At 49.3% G+C, this 16,180-nt stretch carries 14 protein-coding genes and 2 other annotated features; of the genes, 6 read left to right on the top strand and 8 right to left on the bottom strand.

What is annotated here, in order from left to right; all coding sequences use genetic code 11:
- Positions 1 to 148: 148 nt before the first annotated feature.
- The 6 genes from BP95_RS0106075 to BP95_RS0106045 all read right to left on the bottom strand — a co-directional run bounded on the left by BP95_RS0106075 (position 149) and on the right by BP95_RS0106045 (position 6,120).
- On the bottom strand, positions 149 to 1,723 hold the full coding sequence (locus tag BP95_RS0106075; protein ID WP_021254333.1) for a 2-isopropylmalate synthase: 1,575 nt from the start codon (positions 1,721 to 1,723) through the stop codon (positions 149 to 151).
- A 145-nt stretch (positions 1,724 to 1,868) separates the two neighbouring features.
- Positions 1,869 to 2,147: a binding site (T-box leader), on the bottom strand.
- A 62-nt stretch (positions 2,148 to 2,209) separates the two neighbouring features.
- Positions 2,210 to 2,494, bottom strand: a binding site (T-box leader).
- Positions 2,495 to 2,608: 114 nt separating this feature from the next.
- Positions 2,609 to 3,610: a tRNA (adenosine(37)-N6)-threonylcarbamoyltransferase complex transferase subunit TsaD gene (gene tsaD / locus BP95_RS0106065; RefSeq protein ID WP_051249927.1), complete on the bottom strand. Its 1,002-nt coding sequence runs from the start codon at positions 3,608 to 3,610 to the stop codon at positions 2,609 to 2,611.
- Between the two features lie 69 nt (positions 3,611 to 3,679).
- Positions 3,680 to 4,129 carry a ribosomal protein S18-alanine N-acetyltransferase gene (gene rimI, locus BP95_RS0106060; RefSeq protein WP_051249928.1) on the bottom strand — a complete coding sequence of 150 codons (450 nt, stop codon included), beginning with the start codon at positions 4,127 to 4,129 and terminating at the stop codon, positions 3,680 to 3,682.
- A 138-nt stretch (positions 4,130 to 4,267) separates the two neighbouring features.
- A complete protein-coding gene (tsaB, locus tag BP95_RS0106055) occupies positions 4,268 to 5,149 on the bottom strand; it encodes a tRNA (adenosine(37)-N6)-threonylcarbamoyltransferase complex dimerization subunit type 1 TsaB (protein WP_028531649.1) in 882 nt (293 codons plus the stop codon).
- Positions 5,150 to 5,152: 3 nt separating this feature from the next.
- The gene (gene tsaE / locus BP95_RS0106050) at positions 5,153 to 5,632 is read right to left on the bottom strand and encodes a tRNA (adenosine(37)-N6)-threonylcarbamoyltransferase complex ATPase subunit type 1 TsaE (RefSeq protein ID WP_021254337.1); all 480 of its coding nucleotides are present in this window, start codon (positions 5,630 to 5,632) and stop codon (positions 5,153 to 5,155) included.
- Between the two features lie 296 nt (positions 5,633 to 5,928).
- The gene (locus BP95_RS0106045; RefSeq protein WP_028531648.1) at positions 5,929 to 6,120 is read right to left on the bottom strand and encodes an H-type small acid-soluble spore protein; all 192 of its coding nucleotides are present in this window, start codon (positions 6,118 to 6,120) and stop codon (positions 5,929 to 5,931) included.
- A 216-nt stretch (positions 6,121 to 6,336) separates the two neighbouring features.
- Between BP95_RS0106045 and ku the strand changes: the two genes are divergently transcribed.
- The 3 genes from ku to ligD all read left to right on the top strand — a co-directional run bounded on the left by ku (position 6,337) and on the right by ligD (position 9,538).
- Complete coding sequence (ku, locus tag BP95_RS0106040; RefSeq protein WP_028531647.1) at positions 6,337 to 7,443, top strand: non-homologous end joining protein Ku; 1,107 nt, start codon at positions 6,337 to 6,339, stop codon at positions 7,441 to 7,443.
- Positions 7,443 to 8,489 (top strand): ATP-dependent DNA ligase, encoded by a 1,047-nt coding sequence (locus BP95_RS0106035; RefSeq protein ID WP_021254340.1) that lies wholly within the window; start codon positions 7,443 to 7,445, stop codon positions 8,487 to 8,489. The genes ku and BP95_RS0106035 overlap by 1 nt, the downstream gene beginning before the upstream one ends.
- 107 nt (positions 8,490 to 8,596) lie before the next feature.
- Complete coding sequence (gene ligD / locus BP95_RS0106030) at positions 8,597 to 9,538, top strand: non-homologous end-joining DNA ligase (protein ID WP_021254341.1); 942 nt, start codon at positions 8,597 to 8,599, stop codon at positions 9,536 to 9,538.
- Here the strand turns inward: ligD and cls are convergent.
- Complete coding sequence (cls, locus tag BP95_RS0106025) at positions 9,521 to 10,948, bottom strand: cardiolipin synthase (protein ID WP_021254342.1); 1,428 nt, start codon at positions 10,946 to 10,948, stop codon at positions 9,521 to 9,523. The two genes, ligD and cls, sit on opposite strands and share 18 nt — an antisense overlap.
- A 185-nt stretch (positions 10,949 to 11,133) precedes the next feature.
- On the opposite strand from cls, the gene BP95_RS29755 reads away from it, so the two are divergent.
- The 3 genes from BP95_RS29755 (at position 11,134) to BP95_RS0106010 (ending at position 15,088) form a co-directional block, all read left to right on the top strand.
- Positions 11,134 to 13,341, top strand: a complete 2,208-nt coding sequence (locus BP95_RS29755) for a penicillin-binding transpeptidase domain-containing protein (RefSeq protein WP_051614009.1) — start codon at positions 11,134 to 11,136, stop codon at positions 13,339 to 13,341.
- A 148-nt stretch (positions 13,342 to 13,489) separates the two neighbouring features.
- Positions 13,490 to 14,608 (top strand): M23 family metallopeptidase, encoded by a 1,119-nt coding sequence (locus BP95_RS0106015; RefSeq protein WP_028531645.1) that lies wholly within the window; start codon positions 13,490 to 13,492, stop codon positions 14,606 to 14,608.
- A gap of 39 nt (positions 14,609 to 14,647) precedes the next feature.
- Complete coding sequence (locus BP95_RS0106010; protein WP_021254345.1) at positions 14,648 to 15,088, top strand: bactofilin family protein; 441 nt, start codon at positions 14,648 to 14,650, stop codon at positions 15,086 to 15,088.
- A 30-nt stretch (positions 15,089 to 15,118) separates the two neighbouring features.
- On the opposite strand, the gene BP95_RS29750 is transcribed toward BP95_RS0106010, so the two are convergent.
- On the bottom strand, positions 15,119 to 16,123 hold the full coding sequence (locus BP95_RS29750) for an LCP family glycopolymer transferase (RefSeq protein WP_028531644.1): 1,005 nt from the start codon (positions 16,121 to 16,123) through the stop codon (positions 15,119 to 15,121).
- Positions 16,124 to 16,180: the final 57 nt, after the last annotated feature.

Here is a 16,180-nt window from a genome sequence, read left to right as displayed (position 1 = left end):
GTTTTATCCACATTATCCACAATTCCAGTGTATTCCATTGCAAATGTTATTCTTTTTTTCACAAAAACTAGATCCTTAGTCCTGCATGGCCGAAAGCGTTCTATCCACGTTTTCAACGGAATATGTGGATAACTTTGTCCACACTCCGTTAGGATACCTCCACAATCCCCGACTGGGCAATAGGGTCTGACTCAGCCACTTGGCCTCGAACGGCTTGATTGCATGCAGCAACATAGGCTTGTGCAGCCGCCATTACAATATCTTGGTGCATCGCACTTCCTTGGTATCGGCATTCATTGCACGACACGGTAACTATGGCCTCGCCCGCAGCATTCTCCCCGGAAGACAAGGAATGAAGCTCTAAGTCTTCAAATTGAATCGGTTCAGAGAAGGACTGCGTAATTGCCCGTATCACGGCTTCAATTGGCCCGCTGCCCACACCGGCATAAGTATGCTCCATTCCAGTATCCTGCTTCTTAACTACCACGGAGGCAACACGACTGCGAGAGCTCCCCGCTATTACTTGAACATCAAGCAGTTCAACAGCCTCCAGCTGTTCATTCAACGTCTCCCCGATGCAATGAAGCAGTTGTTCATCCGTCACAACCTTCTGCTGATCAGCCATCTGCTTGAAGTTCGCATATACCTCTTCCAACTGATTCGTATCCAATGAGACTCCATATTGGGCAGCTCTATGCTTGAGTGCATGGCGTCCCGAATGCTTGCCCAGAATAATCATATGATGAGGAATGCCCAGCTCAACAGGATCCATGATCTCGTAAGTGCTGCGGTTTTTGAGCAATCCATCCTGATGAATACCAGACTCATGCTGGAAAGCGTTGCGGCCCACAATCGGCTTGTTGAATGCAATCGGGAAATGCATCATGCGGCTAACCATGCGAGACGTTTCGTATAAGTGCTCTGGCTTGATCTGCGTGCCCGCCCGCAATACATCATTCCGCGTATTCAGTGCCATCACGAGCTCTTCCAAAGCGCAATTGCCTGTGCGTTCCCCAACCCCATTTACCGTTACTTCAATCTGAGTAGCTCCTGCCTGAATCGCAGCGATGCTGTTCGCAACAGCAAGACCCAGATCATTATGGCAATGGGCACTGAATTGAACTTGGTCTGCCCCCCGCGCGCCTTGTCTCACCTTGCGGAATAATGCCCCGTACTCCTCAGGGAGAGCATAACCAACTGTATCCGGCAAGTTAATAATTGTGGCTCCTTCTTGAATAGCAGTCTCTACAAGTTCAATTACATAATCAGCGTCTGCGCGTGTCGCATCCATAGCCGTGAACTCAATCTGATCTACAAATTGCTTGGCGTAGGACACCATTTCCCGTGCCATTTGCTTCACTTCTTCCCGAGTCTTGCGCAGCTGATATTGCAGATGAATATCCGAAGCGGAAATAAAGAGATGGATACGTCTCTTCGCTGCATCTTCGGTTGCGCGAACCGCAGCATCGATATCCTCTTTTACCGCACGTGCAAAACCACAGATTTCGACCTCAGGGAACATTCTTGAAATGCGCTGTACGGCCTCAAATTCCCCTGGGCTGGATACCGGAAATCCCGGCTCCATGACATCTACGCCCAATGCAGCGAGTCTCCCCGCCAGCTCCAGCTTCTGATCCAACGTGAGAGCTGCACCTGGTGCTTGCTCTCCATCCCGCAGCGTAGTATCGAAAATTCGAATCATATTGCTATTGTTCGTTGACATAGAAAGTCCTCCTTCATATGGAAAGGCTATAGGGAATCAGCATAGAAACTCGTTATTCATCTTCAAACGGAAATTATTTTTCTGTCGCCCAGAGACATACTCCAAAAGGAGAAATGAATACAAAAAAACCTATCGTCTCCACGTATCAGGAGACGACAGGTTGTATGCCGCGGTACCACTCCGATTGAAGGTCATATAAGATGCAGGCGCAGCCAGCTCCTATTCGAGACCTTCCTCTCATGCCTGATAACGGCAGGTACCGTAACTGCTTATCGAATATAATCGGAATATCGTCATATCCAATCATGCTCGTTCAGCTGTTCCACTCCCAGGCGAGTTCAGACTTTACTGTCACTGCGTCGCATCACCCCGCAGCTTGCTGTGAGACAGTTCAACTCTTACTACTCCTGTTCGTTGTGTATGAATACTATGTTATTGTCGTGTCGTTCGATTAAGTTGGGTGACAATAAAAAAACCTGTCGCCTCGTTAGAGACGACAGGTGTTCTGCCGTGGTACCACTCTAGTTGATGAACTCCATCTTCGCGATAGATGAAGCCTCATCCGCTTCATGCACATGTCGATACACGCAGGCCACAGCCTAGAAATATATCGTCATGTACGCCCGATGACGGGGGCTACCGTATCTGCGTACTTCATTCCGCCGATCCGCTCACAGGCGAGTTCAGGCTTGCTGCCACTGCGTTGCACCATCCCGCAGCTCTCTTCATTTGAACAGCAATTTCCCTACTACTCCTGATCTTAGCGTTATACCGTATTTCCCATTCCATGGAAGGATTTAGGTTTGATGATTATTATATTGCCCTCATCTGAAATCGTCAATACCTAATTATCGACGTTTGAAAGAAGCTGCATTCTGCAATGGATTACACGGACCACGCTTCTAAGGAGAACGATGGCTCTGCCTTGAAGTCAAGCGGCGTAGACTGACCATGCTTCCACTTCAAGTAAGCAGCAGCTCCAATCATTGCCGCATTGTCCGTACAATATTCGAATGGCGGGATGAGCAGCGGAATCCCCTCAGCAGCACAGCGTTCTGCCAATGCTGCCCGCAGGCCCCGGTTGGCGGCAACCCCTCCGCACAGCAGAAGCTGCTTCGCACCGTATTGTTGAACAGCCCGCATCGCTTTGCCAATCAGCACGTCGATGACAGAGAGCTGGAATCCACGGGCAATTCCTGCGTAATTCGGCTCGTCCCCCTTCATCTTTGCCTGGTTGACCGCATTCAGCACGGCAGATTTCAATCCACTGAAGCTGAAGTCGTACGATTCGGGATCAAGCCAAGCTCGGGGCATCTCGACCTCCTCGGTTGATTCAACTGCCAGCCGGTCGATATGCGGACCTCCCGGATATGGGAAGCCGACTGCCCGTGCTACCTTGTCATAAGCCTCGCCTACTGCGTCGTCTCTTGTACGCCCGATTACCTGGAATTTTCCTTCTTCCTCCAAGAGCACAAGTTCTGTATGACCCCCAGACACTACGAGCGCCATGCATGGGTACTCAATCTCTTCCACTAGTCGATTCGCATAAATATGACCCGCAATATGATGAGTTCCAATGAGTGGAATATCAAGAGCCATAGACAGTGATTTGGCTGCGACAACGCCAACAAGCAGCGATCCGACTAGACCCGGCCCTTGTGTTACCGCAATTGCATCTACATCTGCCATCGTAACGTCTGCTTCCTGAAGCGCCTGCTCCAGCATCACCGTAATCGTCTCGACATGCTTGCGAGAGGCAATCTCCGGAACAACTCCGCCGAAGCGGCGATGAACGTCGATTTGACTGGACACCATATTGGACAGCACCTCTCGTCCATCGCGGACGATAGCTACTGAGGTCTCATCGCAGCTCGTTTCAATAGACATAATGAGGCAAGAATTATCTTTAATAGATTGGTTCGTCAATGATTTCACCTGCTTTAATCAGTTAGCGCCTTAGGGTCTTGCATAGGGAGCCGTAGGATCCAAGTCTGACCACATAATAAGCGCGTCTTCTTGGTTATCGGAGTAATAGCCTTTGCGCACGCCTTGCGAAGTGAAGCCGAACTTGGCATACAATCGCTGTGCGACATGATTCGAGACACGCACCTCAAGTGTCATTCGCAGCATTTCAAGTGAGTGCGCCAGCTGAACTAGCTCTTGGAGCAGCATTTCTCCGAGCCGCTGCCCTCGATATTCTGGATGTACAGCAATATTCGTAATATGCGCCTCATCCAGGACGGTCCACATTCCTGCATAACCGATAATACGCTCACCCGCTGTCATCACGATATATTTTGCAAATAAATTGTTCGTCATCTCATTACGGAAAGCATCTTGTGTCCATGGCAACGTAAATGAAGCATGCTCAACCGCGAGCACACCCGAGATATCATCAATCGTCATACGGCGAAATTGAACATGTTGAGCTTGTTTCAGCTGAGAAGAGTGGTTAACATTCGCCTCGTCCTGACCCGCATGCCGTGGCTGTGACACAATTCCAGCCTTCTGTTCTTCAGCTTGTCCCATTCGAAGTACGCTCCTTTACGATTGTTGTACAGCCTTGGCTGCCGCCTGCTCCTTCGCTAGCAGCTTAGATTCCGCTTCCGTCAATTGTGTGTAATTCGGCTCAAGCCGGTGTGTGTCACCAATCTCCCCTTGATGGAAGGCCTTGCTTCCAATTCGGCCGATCCAATGGGCCTTCATCATACTAGGAACCGCATGTATCCGATCTCCGAATTGTTCTTGAAGTGCTGCAATTCGTTCCATATGCGGCTCAATCTCTCCGACGAACCATACATGTTCAGGCATATCAGCCGGCTCTAAATCAGTGGATTGCAATACGTGTTCCACCTCTTCAGCCACCTGACTGAACAATCGAATCCCATCCTCTTGCACGCGATATCCGAGCTGTGTATCCCATTCCGATTCTTGTCCAGAAGTCTTATCTTCTACTTCGACAGCACCTGTATCTGTTCCTGTGCGGAACCGAGCCGTATATACTTGGCCTCTCCGAGCGTCCACTAACGGATAGACCCAGTCTTTGCCTATCTTTAGGGTCCCATCTGAGACTTTTCCCTCGCGAACAGCTTCTAGTCCACTTAGCGCTAATGCATGCAAGCTTGACACACCTACAACCGGCTTGCCCCATGCCCAGGCCATGGTCTTCGCAGCTGTAACGGAAATTCGCACACCTGTATAAGAGCCTGGTCCAATCCCCACTGCAAGGAGAGAAAGATCGCTCCCCTCCCAATCCAGACCCTTCAGCATGGATTGCATCGCTGGAACCAGCTTCAAGGAGTGATTGCGTTCAGCCTGCGATTCAAGCTGAGCTGCTGTTCTCCTATCATGAAGAAGCGCTAGAGCCATAGTAGAAGTAGAGGTATCTAACGCTAACACCTTGACTTGCTCATGTTGTACTGCCATGATTCATACTCCCATCCGTTTCAATTCATTCACCCATGACACGTACGGCTCCCCGTATCCAGTCAATCGAATGATGCGTTCTGTCTCTCCCTCATTCTGAATGAACAAGTGCAAATGCTGTGGAGGCAAGATCGGGGTAATAATGCTGGACCATTCCACCAAGGACACGCCTTCTCCATAGAAGTACTCATCCAGCCCCAGCTCGTCCGCTTCAGCCATCGATATCCGATATACGTCCATATGATATAAAGGCAACGCATCGCCTTCGTATTCCTTAATAATCGTAAAGGTTGGGCTGTTCACGACACCCGTAATGCCCAGCGCCTTCGCTACAGCCTGTGAGAACCTCGTCTTGCCTGCGCCTAAGTCCCCATCAAGCGCGATTACAGTTCCCGCATGGAACCGTTCAGCCAGCCGGGAAGCCAGTCGTTCCGTATCCGCTTCGCTGCTTGAGCGGAAGGCAAATTCCGCAATTTGATTCATATTTGTCCTCCATCACGATACGTATAGTAACTAAGTTATCATTATAGCATAAATTCAACATCTCCAAACCGAGATCTACCTTAGAAACATGCGAAGTCATCGTACAACTATACCCTTAGGAAAATGATTTCTATGACCCTACATGTAATCCATGGTACACTCCCCTCACCATCCTAAAACCATTTTCACCTGCCAAAAAGAAAGGCATAAATCAAATGTCTAATATACAAAAAGACACCTGCATGCCGCAGGCGCCTTCTCCCTTCTCTTGATACCATCATTCCTTACAAGAGGCGTTAATGCTTTTTCTCCTCAACGAGGCGGTCTACCGCTACCGTCTGCGTGTTCAATGGACTCGTTCCCACTTGAACGGTCGCCATACTATTCGCTACATCCACGCTTTCAATCCACACAGACTGCTCCCCATCCAAGCGAACAGGCACCGTATCCTTCATCTCTAATATTTGTTTCGCACGGTTGGCATCCATCATCATGCCCCATCCTCCTTCATTTTCAACTCCGCATGCGGCACATCCTGCCTGCAGCCACCTTCTGTTAAGATGGCTCAGCGCTTCCTATTTCATGCATGCTTCAGAATGGGTAACCCCAGTGCATCTGTCACATACTGAGATCAGGCAATCATTTTGCATTTCTCATGCTTACTAATGAGATCATCAAGTATCAATAAGCAAAGGAGGCACAGCATGCACACGGTATGGAAAGGCGCCATAAGCTTCGGCCTTGTACACGTCCCTGTCAAAATGCATACTGCAACGGAGGATAAGGATATATCCATGCGCATGATTCATAAAGAGTGCGGAAGCCCGTTATCCTACGTTCGATCATGTCCGGTATGCGACAAAGAGGTAGCCTGGGACGAAATCATCAAGGGATATGAGTATGAGAAGGGCCGATTCGTCTTATTCGACAAAGAGGAACTTGAGCAGCTGCAAGAAGAGGCCAACCGCGCTATATCCATCATTGATTTTGTCGATTTGCAGGAAATTGACCCAATTTATTACCAGAAAACGTATTACCTCTCCCCAGACCAGGCAGGGGCGAATGCGTATCAACTCCTGAGGGAAGCCCTCAATGAGACTGGCAAGATTGGAATTGCTAAGGTTACCCTTCGTGCAAAGAGCAGTCTTGCTGCAATCCGTGTGTTGAACAATTGCCTCGTAATGGAGACGATGCATTACCCCGATGAGATCCGGGCTTCGACTCAAGTACCGAATGTTCCGGAACAGGTACAGGTGAACCCTAAAGAACTCGAGATGGCCAAGCTGCTTATTAGCCAGTTATCAACTACCTTCGAGCCTGAAAAATATACGGACGAGTACCGAGCACGCCTATTGGAACGTATCGAACGGAAAATTGCAGGACAAGAGGTTCGGACCGCTCCTGCTGCTCAGCCTACCGCCAATGTCGTTGATTTGATGGCTGCATTGCAAGCCAGCATCGAGGCAATGAAATCACCTGCACCGATTAGCACGGATACAGGCGTAAGCCAGCCGGTAACAGCAAGCAATGCAACAGCTACAACAGAAGGTGCATCGACCCGGAAACGAAGAACAACAAAACGAAAATCAGAAACGGCAGCACAGGAAACAAGTACCGTTCAGACCGATGCAAATGCAGCTGTGAACGATTCAGCCCTGTCCGAAGAAGCTCCTCGAAGCAGGCGCAAGACTCGCAGCACTTCCACACGTGTTCCAGCTAAGCAAGCAGCTAGCGGAGAAGCTGCAGAACCAGCACCTCCTGCACGTCGACGCAGAAGTACTAAGAAATCGAAGGAAGGCTTGAGCTCCTAATGAGAGAGGATGGGCCGCGTAATCTGACTGGAACGTCGATTGCCAATTCTAACGTTCCCTCACAATCAGACTTACTTTCTATACCTTCTAATCAAGGTACAGAACAGACGAAGGAATCTCTTTCTTCTGCGTATCGATTGCCTGCGCCTCCCATGTCCCCGCTGCTGTCCTCTCATATCCCGACAGGAGCAGGCTGGACGCATCAGCTAAAGTGGGATGGGGTACGCATATTAGCTTTATGCTCTCCTGGGAGCGTACAACTGTACTCGAAGAAATTGCTTAACAAGACCAGTATCTACCCAGAAGTAACCGGGATACTCAATCAATGGTCGAGAACGCTTCAACACCCTGTACTCTTGGATGGAGAAGTCGTTGTAATGGATCCTAAGACGCTGCGCCCGTCATTCCCGCTTGTGCTTCAGCGGGAGCGGACAAGAGCGCAAGGAGCAGGCGAAGCGTTGCAAGCCATCTATGTTCTCTTTGACCTGCTCGCATGCAATGGGAAGGATATCCGAGCACGCCCCTACTCTGAGCGATATGAACGGCTTACTAGCCTGTCTGCACCATCAACAGAACGTTGCTTCGTCACGGATTGCTTCGATGATGGCGATGCCTTATGGCAGTGGGTCAACGAGCGTGGGTGGGAAGGAATCGTCAGCAAGCGATTGGATTCGCCCTATGTAGAAGGGAAACAGCATCGAGATTGGATGAAGAAGAAGAAGGATATGCAGCTTGAATCTTTCGTAATTGGCTATGTGCGTAAGGACAATCGTCCTTCCAGCATTGTCTTGGCGGATTCTACAGGGCAATATATGGGCAAGGCCTCTATCGGATTGGACGAGCTCCGCAGACAGCTGCTTACGGCATGGGCAATCAAGCACCCGGCTGACCGTCCAGTAACACTAGGGTTGCCCGCTTCTTTATCGAAGGAGCAGATAATCTGGTATCGACATCCGATCCCTTGTCTCATCGGTGCTCTAGAATACACAGACGCTGGCTTGCTTCGCCATCCGCGCATCTTAACGCTTCCATTGCTTAATACCTGAAATTCCAAAACATTTTCAAACACGGTACCTGATAAATTCGGCTATAGCGCGTTGAAGAGTGGCCATAGAGCGGCCATCATCAATGTGCGTGAAGGAGGTTTCATATATTGGGAACTTCGAAGGGGACTAGAAGCCAGGCACAGACTTCTTCCGCGACATTGAACATCGGCGGGAATCATGTGCAGATTACCAATCCTGACAAGATGCTGTTCCCCGAAATGGGGATTACAAAAGGACGGTTCATGCAGGAGCTTGTACGGCTTAGTCCTTATCTGCTGCCTGCATGTGAAGGAAGATACTTAACGACAATACGTTATCCAGATGGCGTGAGCGGAAAATTCTTCTATCAGAAAAATGCCCCTGAGCCCACTCCGCCTTATGTTAAAACGGCTGTATCGGAGGGCATTTCTTATGTGGTGCTCAATGACATTACGACACTGCTCTGGCTTGGGAATCTGGCATGCATCGAATACCACCCCTCCCTGCATAAGGTTCATGACCCGCTTCCGACGGAGTGGATTATTGATCTCGATCCATCTGTAGAAGAGGAGCCTCGAATCATGGAGGCAGCCTCGCTCGTCGGTGATATGCTGGAGCAGCTGGGGCTCCGCTCCGTGCCGAAGACCTCCGGTGCAACTGGCGTACAGATTGTAATCCCCATCGAGCAGGGCCCTTCCTTTACTCAGTTAAAAGAACTGGGACATGTGGTTGCGGCTTATTTATGCGAACGTCACCCGAAGCTGTTCACGATTGAGCGATTCAAAAAAAATCGCGGCACTAATATTTATATCGATTACATGCAGCATGACAAAGGACGAACCATCGCGGCTCCCTATACACCGCGAGCAACGCGATATGCATCCGTCTCCATGCCGCTTACTTGGGATGAAGTCAGACGGAATCCGATGCCTCGGGATTTCCATCTGCTTAATGCTGCTGATCGCCTGCAGCTAACAGGCGATCTCATTCAGCTTGAGCCGAAGCAGCACATTGAGCCAGTATTGGAAGCACTAGCAAGCCACATTGCTGCATTACAGAAGCGGCGATAGCAGCCGAGCCAATGCCTCGGCTGCCCGTTGCCAGCGGGAGCGATGAATGAACTTCGTATAATCAATTTCAACACTGTCATCAAAATCCTTATAGAAATCCTGCTCCAATCGTTCAATTGCCTGCTTGTCGAACAACACCGCATTGATCTCAAAATTACTAAAAAAGCTACGCATATCCAAATTCGCAGTTCCGACTGAACCCAGCGCGTTATCCATAATAAATGCTTTTGCATGGGCGAAGCCTTTCTGATATTGATAAAAGCGAACCCCGGACTGCATGAGCTCTTCCACATAGGATAAAGAGCCCCAATCTACGATGCGTGAATCCGACTTCCCCGGAATAATAACCCGCACATCAATTCCGCTTACCGCTGCCGTCTTCAATGCAAGCCGGATGCTTAAATCAGGAATGAAGTATGGCGTTATTATCCACATCCGTTCCTGCGCCGAGCTTAATGCTCCGAAGAACAGCTCTTGAATGGCATCCCAGCTTGCGTCTGGCCCGCTTGAAATCATCTTCACCTGCTCACAGCCTTGACAGGTATGTTCAGGAAATAGATCCTGCCGATCATTCGGCGGCTCCTTCACAAAGGACCAGTCGTGTAGAAAGACGGCCTGAAGCGCGTAGACACCATCCCCTACTACTCGCAAATGTGTATCTCTCCAAAACCCCAACTTGTGGTTCAACCCTAAATAATCGTCACCGATATTAATACCTCCAACAAATCCAATCGTCCCGTCAATCACGACAATCTTGCGATGGTTCCGGTAGTTGAGCCTGCGCCGAAAGAAAGATACCCACACAGGAAGGAACCAATGAAATTCCACGCCTGCCTGCTGGAGCTTGCGCACATATTTGCGCCGCAGCTCAATGCTTCCTACCCCATCCGCAATGATGCGCACCTTGACGCCTTCCTTCGCCTTCGCAATCAGTGCTTCTTGAAACATCGTGCCAATACCATCATCTCGAATAATATAAAATTCCATATGTATATGACGCTTCGCCCCGCGGATAGCGTCCAGCATCGATTCAAACGCAGCCTGTCCATTCGTTAATACCTCAGTCGAATTGCAGCTGGTTATCGGGCTGGGCGACAAAGTAGAAATTAAAGAAAACAAACGTTCATGCTTAAGCATATCGCTGTTGTTCAATTCCTCAACTTGATCAATAATACTCAACTTGGACAGCTCGCTTTTATTAACGTATTCTCCCCACAATTCATGCTTGCGCACACGTCTACGAGCCGTATATTCCTGAGCCAGAAAGTAATACATGACAAAGCCAATGAGAGGAAAGCAGAAAAGAATCAATAACCAGGCAACTGCTTTAGATGGATGCTTGTATTCTGAGAGCACAATCGTCACGATTTGGAAGAAGTACACAAGCAATATTACGATGACCCATATCATGAATTCGTGCAACCTCCGTAATGTGACGTCTTCTATTTATACCATATTCCTATCCATTCCAGATCATTTGATGGTTCACACGAACAGTACTGCGTTTTTTCCATTGTATCCTCTTGTACAATAACCACACTCCATGTACAGTAAATATTACTACCCCAACACTTTCCATGGAGGATCAGTCGATCATGAACCGCAGAATTCGATTGCGCGTATTTGCACTAGGTATGATCATGGTATTTGTTTTTCTAGTCTTAATCATACGCACGTTCTGGATTCAAGTCATCAGTTATGATTTCTACATGGAACACAATGTAAAGACCTGGGCGCGCAGCGAGGTTCTTCTGGCCAAAAGAGGCACAATATATGATCGAAACCAGAAGCCGCTTGCTCTCGAAGCCTCAGCATATAATCTGGTGGTTTTCCCGCAGGAGATCGAGCATCTGAAGCAGCAAAGTCGAGTTGCCGATGGGCTTCATCAAATAACGGGCAAACCTCTTCCCGAGCTCAATGATCTCATTAGCCGAACAAAGCAGCGCCAAGTCGAAGTGCGCACAGAAGGCTGGCTCATGGACTATTCGAAGCTCGATGATTTCCGCACCCTCTTCGGCAAAGAATTGGATTATGGAGAGTGGCTGCATTTCCCTGATTATGGGGTTGGATTAATGAAGTCCTCCAAGCGTTATTACCCCTATAATCAATTAGCCGCTCACGTACTCGGATATATCAATAAAGAAGGACAAGCTGTATCCGGCATTGAAGGCAAATTCAATGAACAGCTGCAAGGCGTTAATGGCAAGGCAGCATTTCTGAGGGATAATCGCGGCAACCCCATTGCACTGGCAAGCCGTTCGACAACATCGCCCATTGACGGCAAGTCCGTAACGCTTACGATTGATATCGAAGTTCAGCGGTTCGTAGACGAGGCCATGACTCGTGTCATGAAGCAATGGCAGCCTGCCAGAGCCATGGCCGTTGTTATGGATCCGCATTCGATGGAAGTGCTGGCTATGTCCTCGAAACCGGATTTCAATCCGAACCGATACTGGGATATATCGAATATTGGCGCCTTGACGAACGATACCATACATTTCGGATACGAGCCTGGATCAACGTTCAAGATCGTTACGCTTGCAGCTGCCATTGAGGAGAACGTATTCCGACCGGACGATACATTTGTCTCTGGCTCGATCAAGGTTCCCGGCAACATTATTCACGATGTGAAGAAAGATGGCTGGGGAACGATCAGCTATCAGCAGGGATTGGAGAAGTCAAGTAATGTCGCCTTCGTCAAACTAGGCTTGGAGAAGCTCGGCAAGGAGAAGCTGTACAACTATATTGACCGCTTCGGATTTACACATCCAACAGGCATCGAATTAAGTGGAGAGGCAGAGCCTCTTATTCGATTTGAGCGTCCTTCCGAGATTGCAACCGCGACCTTCGGGCAAGGTAGTGTTCGCGTAAACACACTCCAGCTTGCTGCCGCTTATGCCAGCATCGCGAACGGCGGGAAATGGATGCAGCCGAGTATTCTGAAGAATGACTCCGCTCCTAACGCTCAGACTGAGCGTCAGGTCGTCTCCCCTGCCACTGCAAGAGAGGTCACAGAGCGCTTGGAGCAAGTTATCCTAAAAGGTACTGGCAAGCCTGCTATCATTGATGGCTATCGGGTAGCTGGCAAGACCGGAACTGCACAGAAACCAGCCAAGCGAGGCTATAAGAAAGGAAATTGGCTTATTTCATTTGTTGGCTACGCACCGGCCGATAACCCGAAGGCTGTCGTCGCGATTGTAGTGGATGAGCCTGATCTTGGGGGTGACTTCACCTTGGGTGGTCAGGTCGCTATGCCCGCCTTCCGCTCCATCATGCTCAGTACGCTTCAATATATGGGGATTAAGCCCGATCCAAGTCTACTCCCTACTAACGATGAAGGTTCTGAACCACCGGTAAAGATCAACAGCAAAGTGGAAGTGAAGAATACAGCTGTCGTAGGAAATTATAAATCAAAACCGGTAAAGGACTCCGTGCAGGCTATCAAAGATAGACGCATGCATGCCGTTGTGCTTGGAAAAGGTACACAAGTGCTTGAACAATATCCGCAGCAGGGGGAAGAGCTGTATGAACAGCAGCCAGTCTATTTACTAACAAGCAAGGAGAAGGACGTTCCCCTCCCTTCGCTTGCCGGATTGTCGCTGCGAGATGCACTTACCATCTGTCAGTTGCTTGATCGCAAAGCCACCATCATCGGAGAAGGGTATGTCGTCAAGCAAGAAGAAAGTACGGCCGGAGAACAACGATCTGTAACACTCTATTTGCAAGCCGGAAGCTATCGAAATCCACAACAAGGCTCTACTTCTTCTGAAACTTCGGTGCCAACCAAGACAGAGAACAAGTGACGCGTCCACGAAAAAAGGTATGTTTTGAGGAATCGTTGAATAGAGATCAATAGACAACTTTCTTACGAGCATACGAATCGTGCGCGAGCAGCAAGCGAACCCGGGAAGGGGGAAGGCTTGATGACGCGTCTAAAGTTGAGGTGATAGGATGAAACGGCATTGGTGGAATGGATCGATGACACTGCTTGTCATTCGTGATGCAGATCAAGCAGTGAAGCAGGTCAGTGTATCGAAAATGCTAGTTGTCTCCGTCCCGATTGCGGCAGTCATATCGATATCTGGACTCTTTCTGGCTATGCAATGGAAATCTACCGCACATATTCAAGAGCTTCAGGGACAAGTGACTTCCCAGACTATGGCCTTGGACGTCACCGTGAAGGACAAGGACGAGGCTATTCGTGTTCTGAAAAATGAAGTCATCCGCTTGTCTTCCCAAGCAGAATCCGTCAAGGATCGATTGGAGCAGATGAGTTCCCTGGAGAAGCAGCTTCAGCAATTCGTCGAAGGATACATCGCTCCTTCGGATGCATCCAAACATTCAGCTATGCTATCCGCCCCCTCACAATCCTCTGGTTGGAATGAACGCATTCAGGTTGGCGGCGAAGACATCGAGGCAAGCACGGATCAAATTCTGAATTTGGCAAACCGCTCTCGCATCGATCTCAAGCAAGTAAGTGACATGTTGAATACAATGCAGCGTTCTGTTCCGACTACCTTGAAGCAAGCACAGAACAGACAATCGACGATCGCAGGAACGCCGTCCATCTGGCCGACGAAGTCACGCCGCATCACATCCAGCTTCGGCTATCGCCAAGATCCAATGCATGGCCGAGCCGCCTTCCATGCGGGACTCGACATCGGCGGCGAGCTGGGCGACCCCGTCTATGCCGCAGCTGACGGCAAGGTCATTGAGGCCGGATTTCAGCCAGCTCGCGGCAACTATATCGTCATCCGCCATGTCAATCAGCTAGACACCTGGTATATGCATCTACAGTCGATCCTCATCGACGTAAATGACACAGTGGCAAAAGGCGACCATATTGCCAAGCTTGGGAATACCGGAAGAAGTACAGGGCCTCATCTTCATTTTCAAATTGTACAGCGCGGTGAACCGATCGATCCGTTTCCTTATGTACGCAACGCTCTGTATGAGACTGCAAGTTCCAAGAAATCTATCCCTACTCCTCTTATTCGCACCAGACGTTCAAGCGAACCATTGACGTCTCTCAGCACTCGGGCCGACTCGTATCCAATTTATCAATCCTAGCTTCGTCATCCTGATCCATTTCAAGGAGGTTATGCGAGCATGCTCCGTCGCTCAACACAACAACCGAAGCACAGTGACACGTATATCGCACCTGGGACTCAATTAGAAGGCGCAATCCGCTGCGAGGCAAACATCCGCATTGATGGCAAGTTCACAGGAGAAGTGACTTGCAGTGGTACGATTACAATTGGGGAACATGGAGAAGCGCATTCTACCCTTACCGCCAATCATATTATTGTAGCAGGCAGCGTAGTTGGCGACATTCACGCAAGCGGCAAATTAGTAATTTCCTCAACGGGGCAAGTCTGCGGCAATTGTCTATCGGAAGTGCTGTTAATCCAGGAGGGCGGATTGCTGAATGGAACAAGCCTCATGGAACGTTCATCCGAAGCTAGCTCATCCAAGAAAGGCAGCAAGGGGAACCGACAAGAGGCGGCCAACGCATCTAGCAATAAAGAAAGTGAGAAGCAAGCGGGATAACCGCTTGCTTCTCTTTATGTATTCTTATGCTTACCCCTTCAATTGGTTGCGTATCGATTCGGCTATTTTCTGCAATTGTTCTTCATCAGGGAGGAAGTAGTAGATCCCGTTGATCATCTTCCCCTTCCCCTGCAGCACCTGCTGCTCCACTTTCGTCAACTGTGGCCGATAATGAAGCATCAGCTGCTTCCAATCGTCAAATTGCAGGTTTGTACGGATATTCTCCTTTACCTGTACGAGCAAATCCATCCAATGTCCTGCTGAGTCAAGTTGGGCCGACTTGTTCAGTATCGCCTGCAGCACTTGGCGCTGTCGCTGCATGCGGCCAAAGTCGCCATCTGGATCCTGCTTGCGCATCCGAACATATACGAGTGCTTCTCTCCCTTGCAACGCCACCTTGCCCTTCGGGAAAGTTATACCGTCGTCCGTGAATGATAAGCGATTCTCTACTTCTATGCCGTTTAAGGCATCTATCATCGACACAAACCCATTCATATTCGTCTTCACATAATAATGAACAGGCACCTTAAAGAGCTGTTCCACCGTGGCAACTGTCATTGGAACTCCGCCAAATGCATAGGCATGATTGATTTTATCAACCGTATGGTGGCCTACGATTGACGTCCTCGTATCACGAGGAATGCTGAGCAAGGACAAGGTACCACTCTGCGGGTGAACCAGAACCAGGGCGAGCGAATCAGATCTCCCCTTATCGCCTGGCCGCTCATCCGTCCCGATCAGGAGCAGCGTGAAGGGGCTCTGCTCGGATAAATTCGGCAGACCCATAGCTGCCTGTGTCGATGCTGGCACTGTCTCGTTCCTATCTCGCACAGCATGCTTCGTCGAATCAGATGTCGGCTGCTCCAGTAATGGCCCTCTCGTTCCTTCCGGGAGCGGTTCATACATCGCATCAGCCGTTCCCTTCAACGTATTCCATATGATAAGAAGAACGGTAGATACAATTAATATCATAGCTCCTAGTAAGATAAGAACGACCTTGTGCCATCTTCGCAATGAGTTCCTTCGTACTATCAAACATCTCCCCTCCCCTTGTTCCCCTCTATTCACCTTGATCGTTCGTGCAAATTTGAA

This window comes from Paenibacillus sp. UNC217MF (genome assembly GCF_000686865.1).
In the GTDB taxonomy this organism is placed as follows: domain Bacteria; phylum Bacillota; class Bacilli; order Paenibacillales; family Paenibacillaceae; genus Paenibacillus_B; species Paenibacillus_B suaedae.
This window is presented reverse-complemented; position numbering and strand designations above follow the sequence as displayed.

What these genes read in the sequence shown, in the direction of transcription:
- BP95_RS0106010 (WP_021254345.1), top strand. Translation starts at nt 14,648, where the DNA reads ATGCTCCGTCGCTCAACACAACAACCGAAGCACAGTGACACGTATATC.
- BP95_RS0106075 (WP_021254333.1), bottom strand. Translation starts at nt 1,723, where the DNA reads ATGTCAACGAACAATAGCAATATGATTCGAATTTTCGATACTACGCTG.
- ku (WP_028531647.1), top strand. Translation starts at nt 6,337, where the DNA reads ATGCACACGGTATGGAAAGGCGCCATAAGCTTCGGCCTTGTACACGTC.
- tsaB (WP_028531649.1), bottom strand. Translation starts at nt 5,149, where the DNA reads ATGGCAGTACAACATGAGCAAGTCAAGGTGTTAGCGTTAGATACCTCT.
- BP95_RS29755 (WP_051614009.1), top strand. Translation starts at nt 11,134, where the DNA reads ATGAACCGCAGAATTCGATTGCGCGTATTTGCACTAGGTATGATCATG.
- BP95_RS0106015 (WP_028531645.1), top strand. Translation starts at nt 13,490, where the DNA reads ATGAAACGGCATTGGTGGAATGGATCGATGACACTGCTTGTCATTCGT.
- tsaD (WP_051249927.1), bottom strand. Translation starts at nt 3,610, where the DNA reads ATGTCTATTGAAACGAGCTGCGATGAGACCTCAGTAGCTATCGTCCGC.
- rimI (WP_051249928.1), bottom strand. Translation starts at nt 4,129, where the DNA reads ATGACGATTGATGATATCTCGGGTGTGCTCGCGGTTGAGCATGCTTCA.
- BP95_RS0106035 (WP_021254340.1), top strand. Translation starts at nt 7,443, where the DNA reads ATGAGAGAGGATGGGCCGCGTAATCTGACTGGAACGTCGATTGCCAAT.
- cls (WP_021254342.1), bottom strand. Translation starts at nt 10,948, where the DNA reads ATGATATGGGTCATCGTAATATTGCTTGTGTACTTCTTCCAAATCGTG.
- tsaE (WP_021254337.1), bottom strand. Translation starts at nt 5,632, where the DNA reads ATGAATCAAATTGCGGAATTTGCCTTCCGCTCAAGCAGCGAAGCGGAT.
- BP95_RS0106045 (WP_028531648.1), bottom strand. Translation starts at nt 6,120, where the DNA reads ATGGATGCCAACCGTGCGAAACAAATATTAGAGATGAAGGATACGGTG.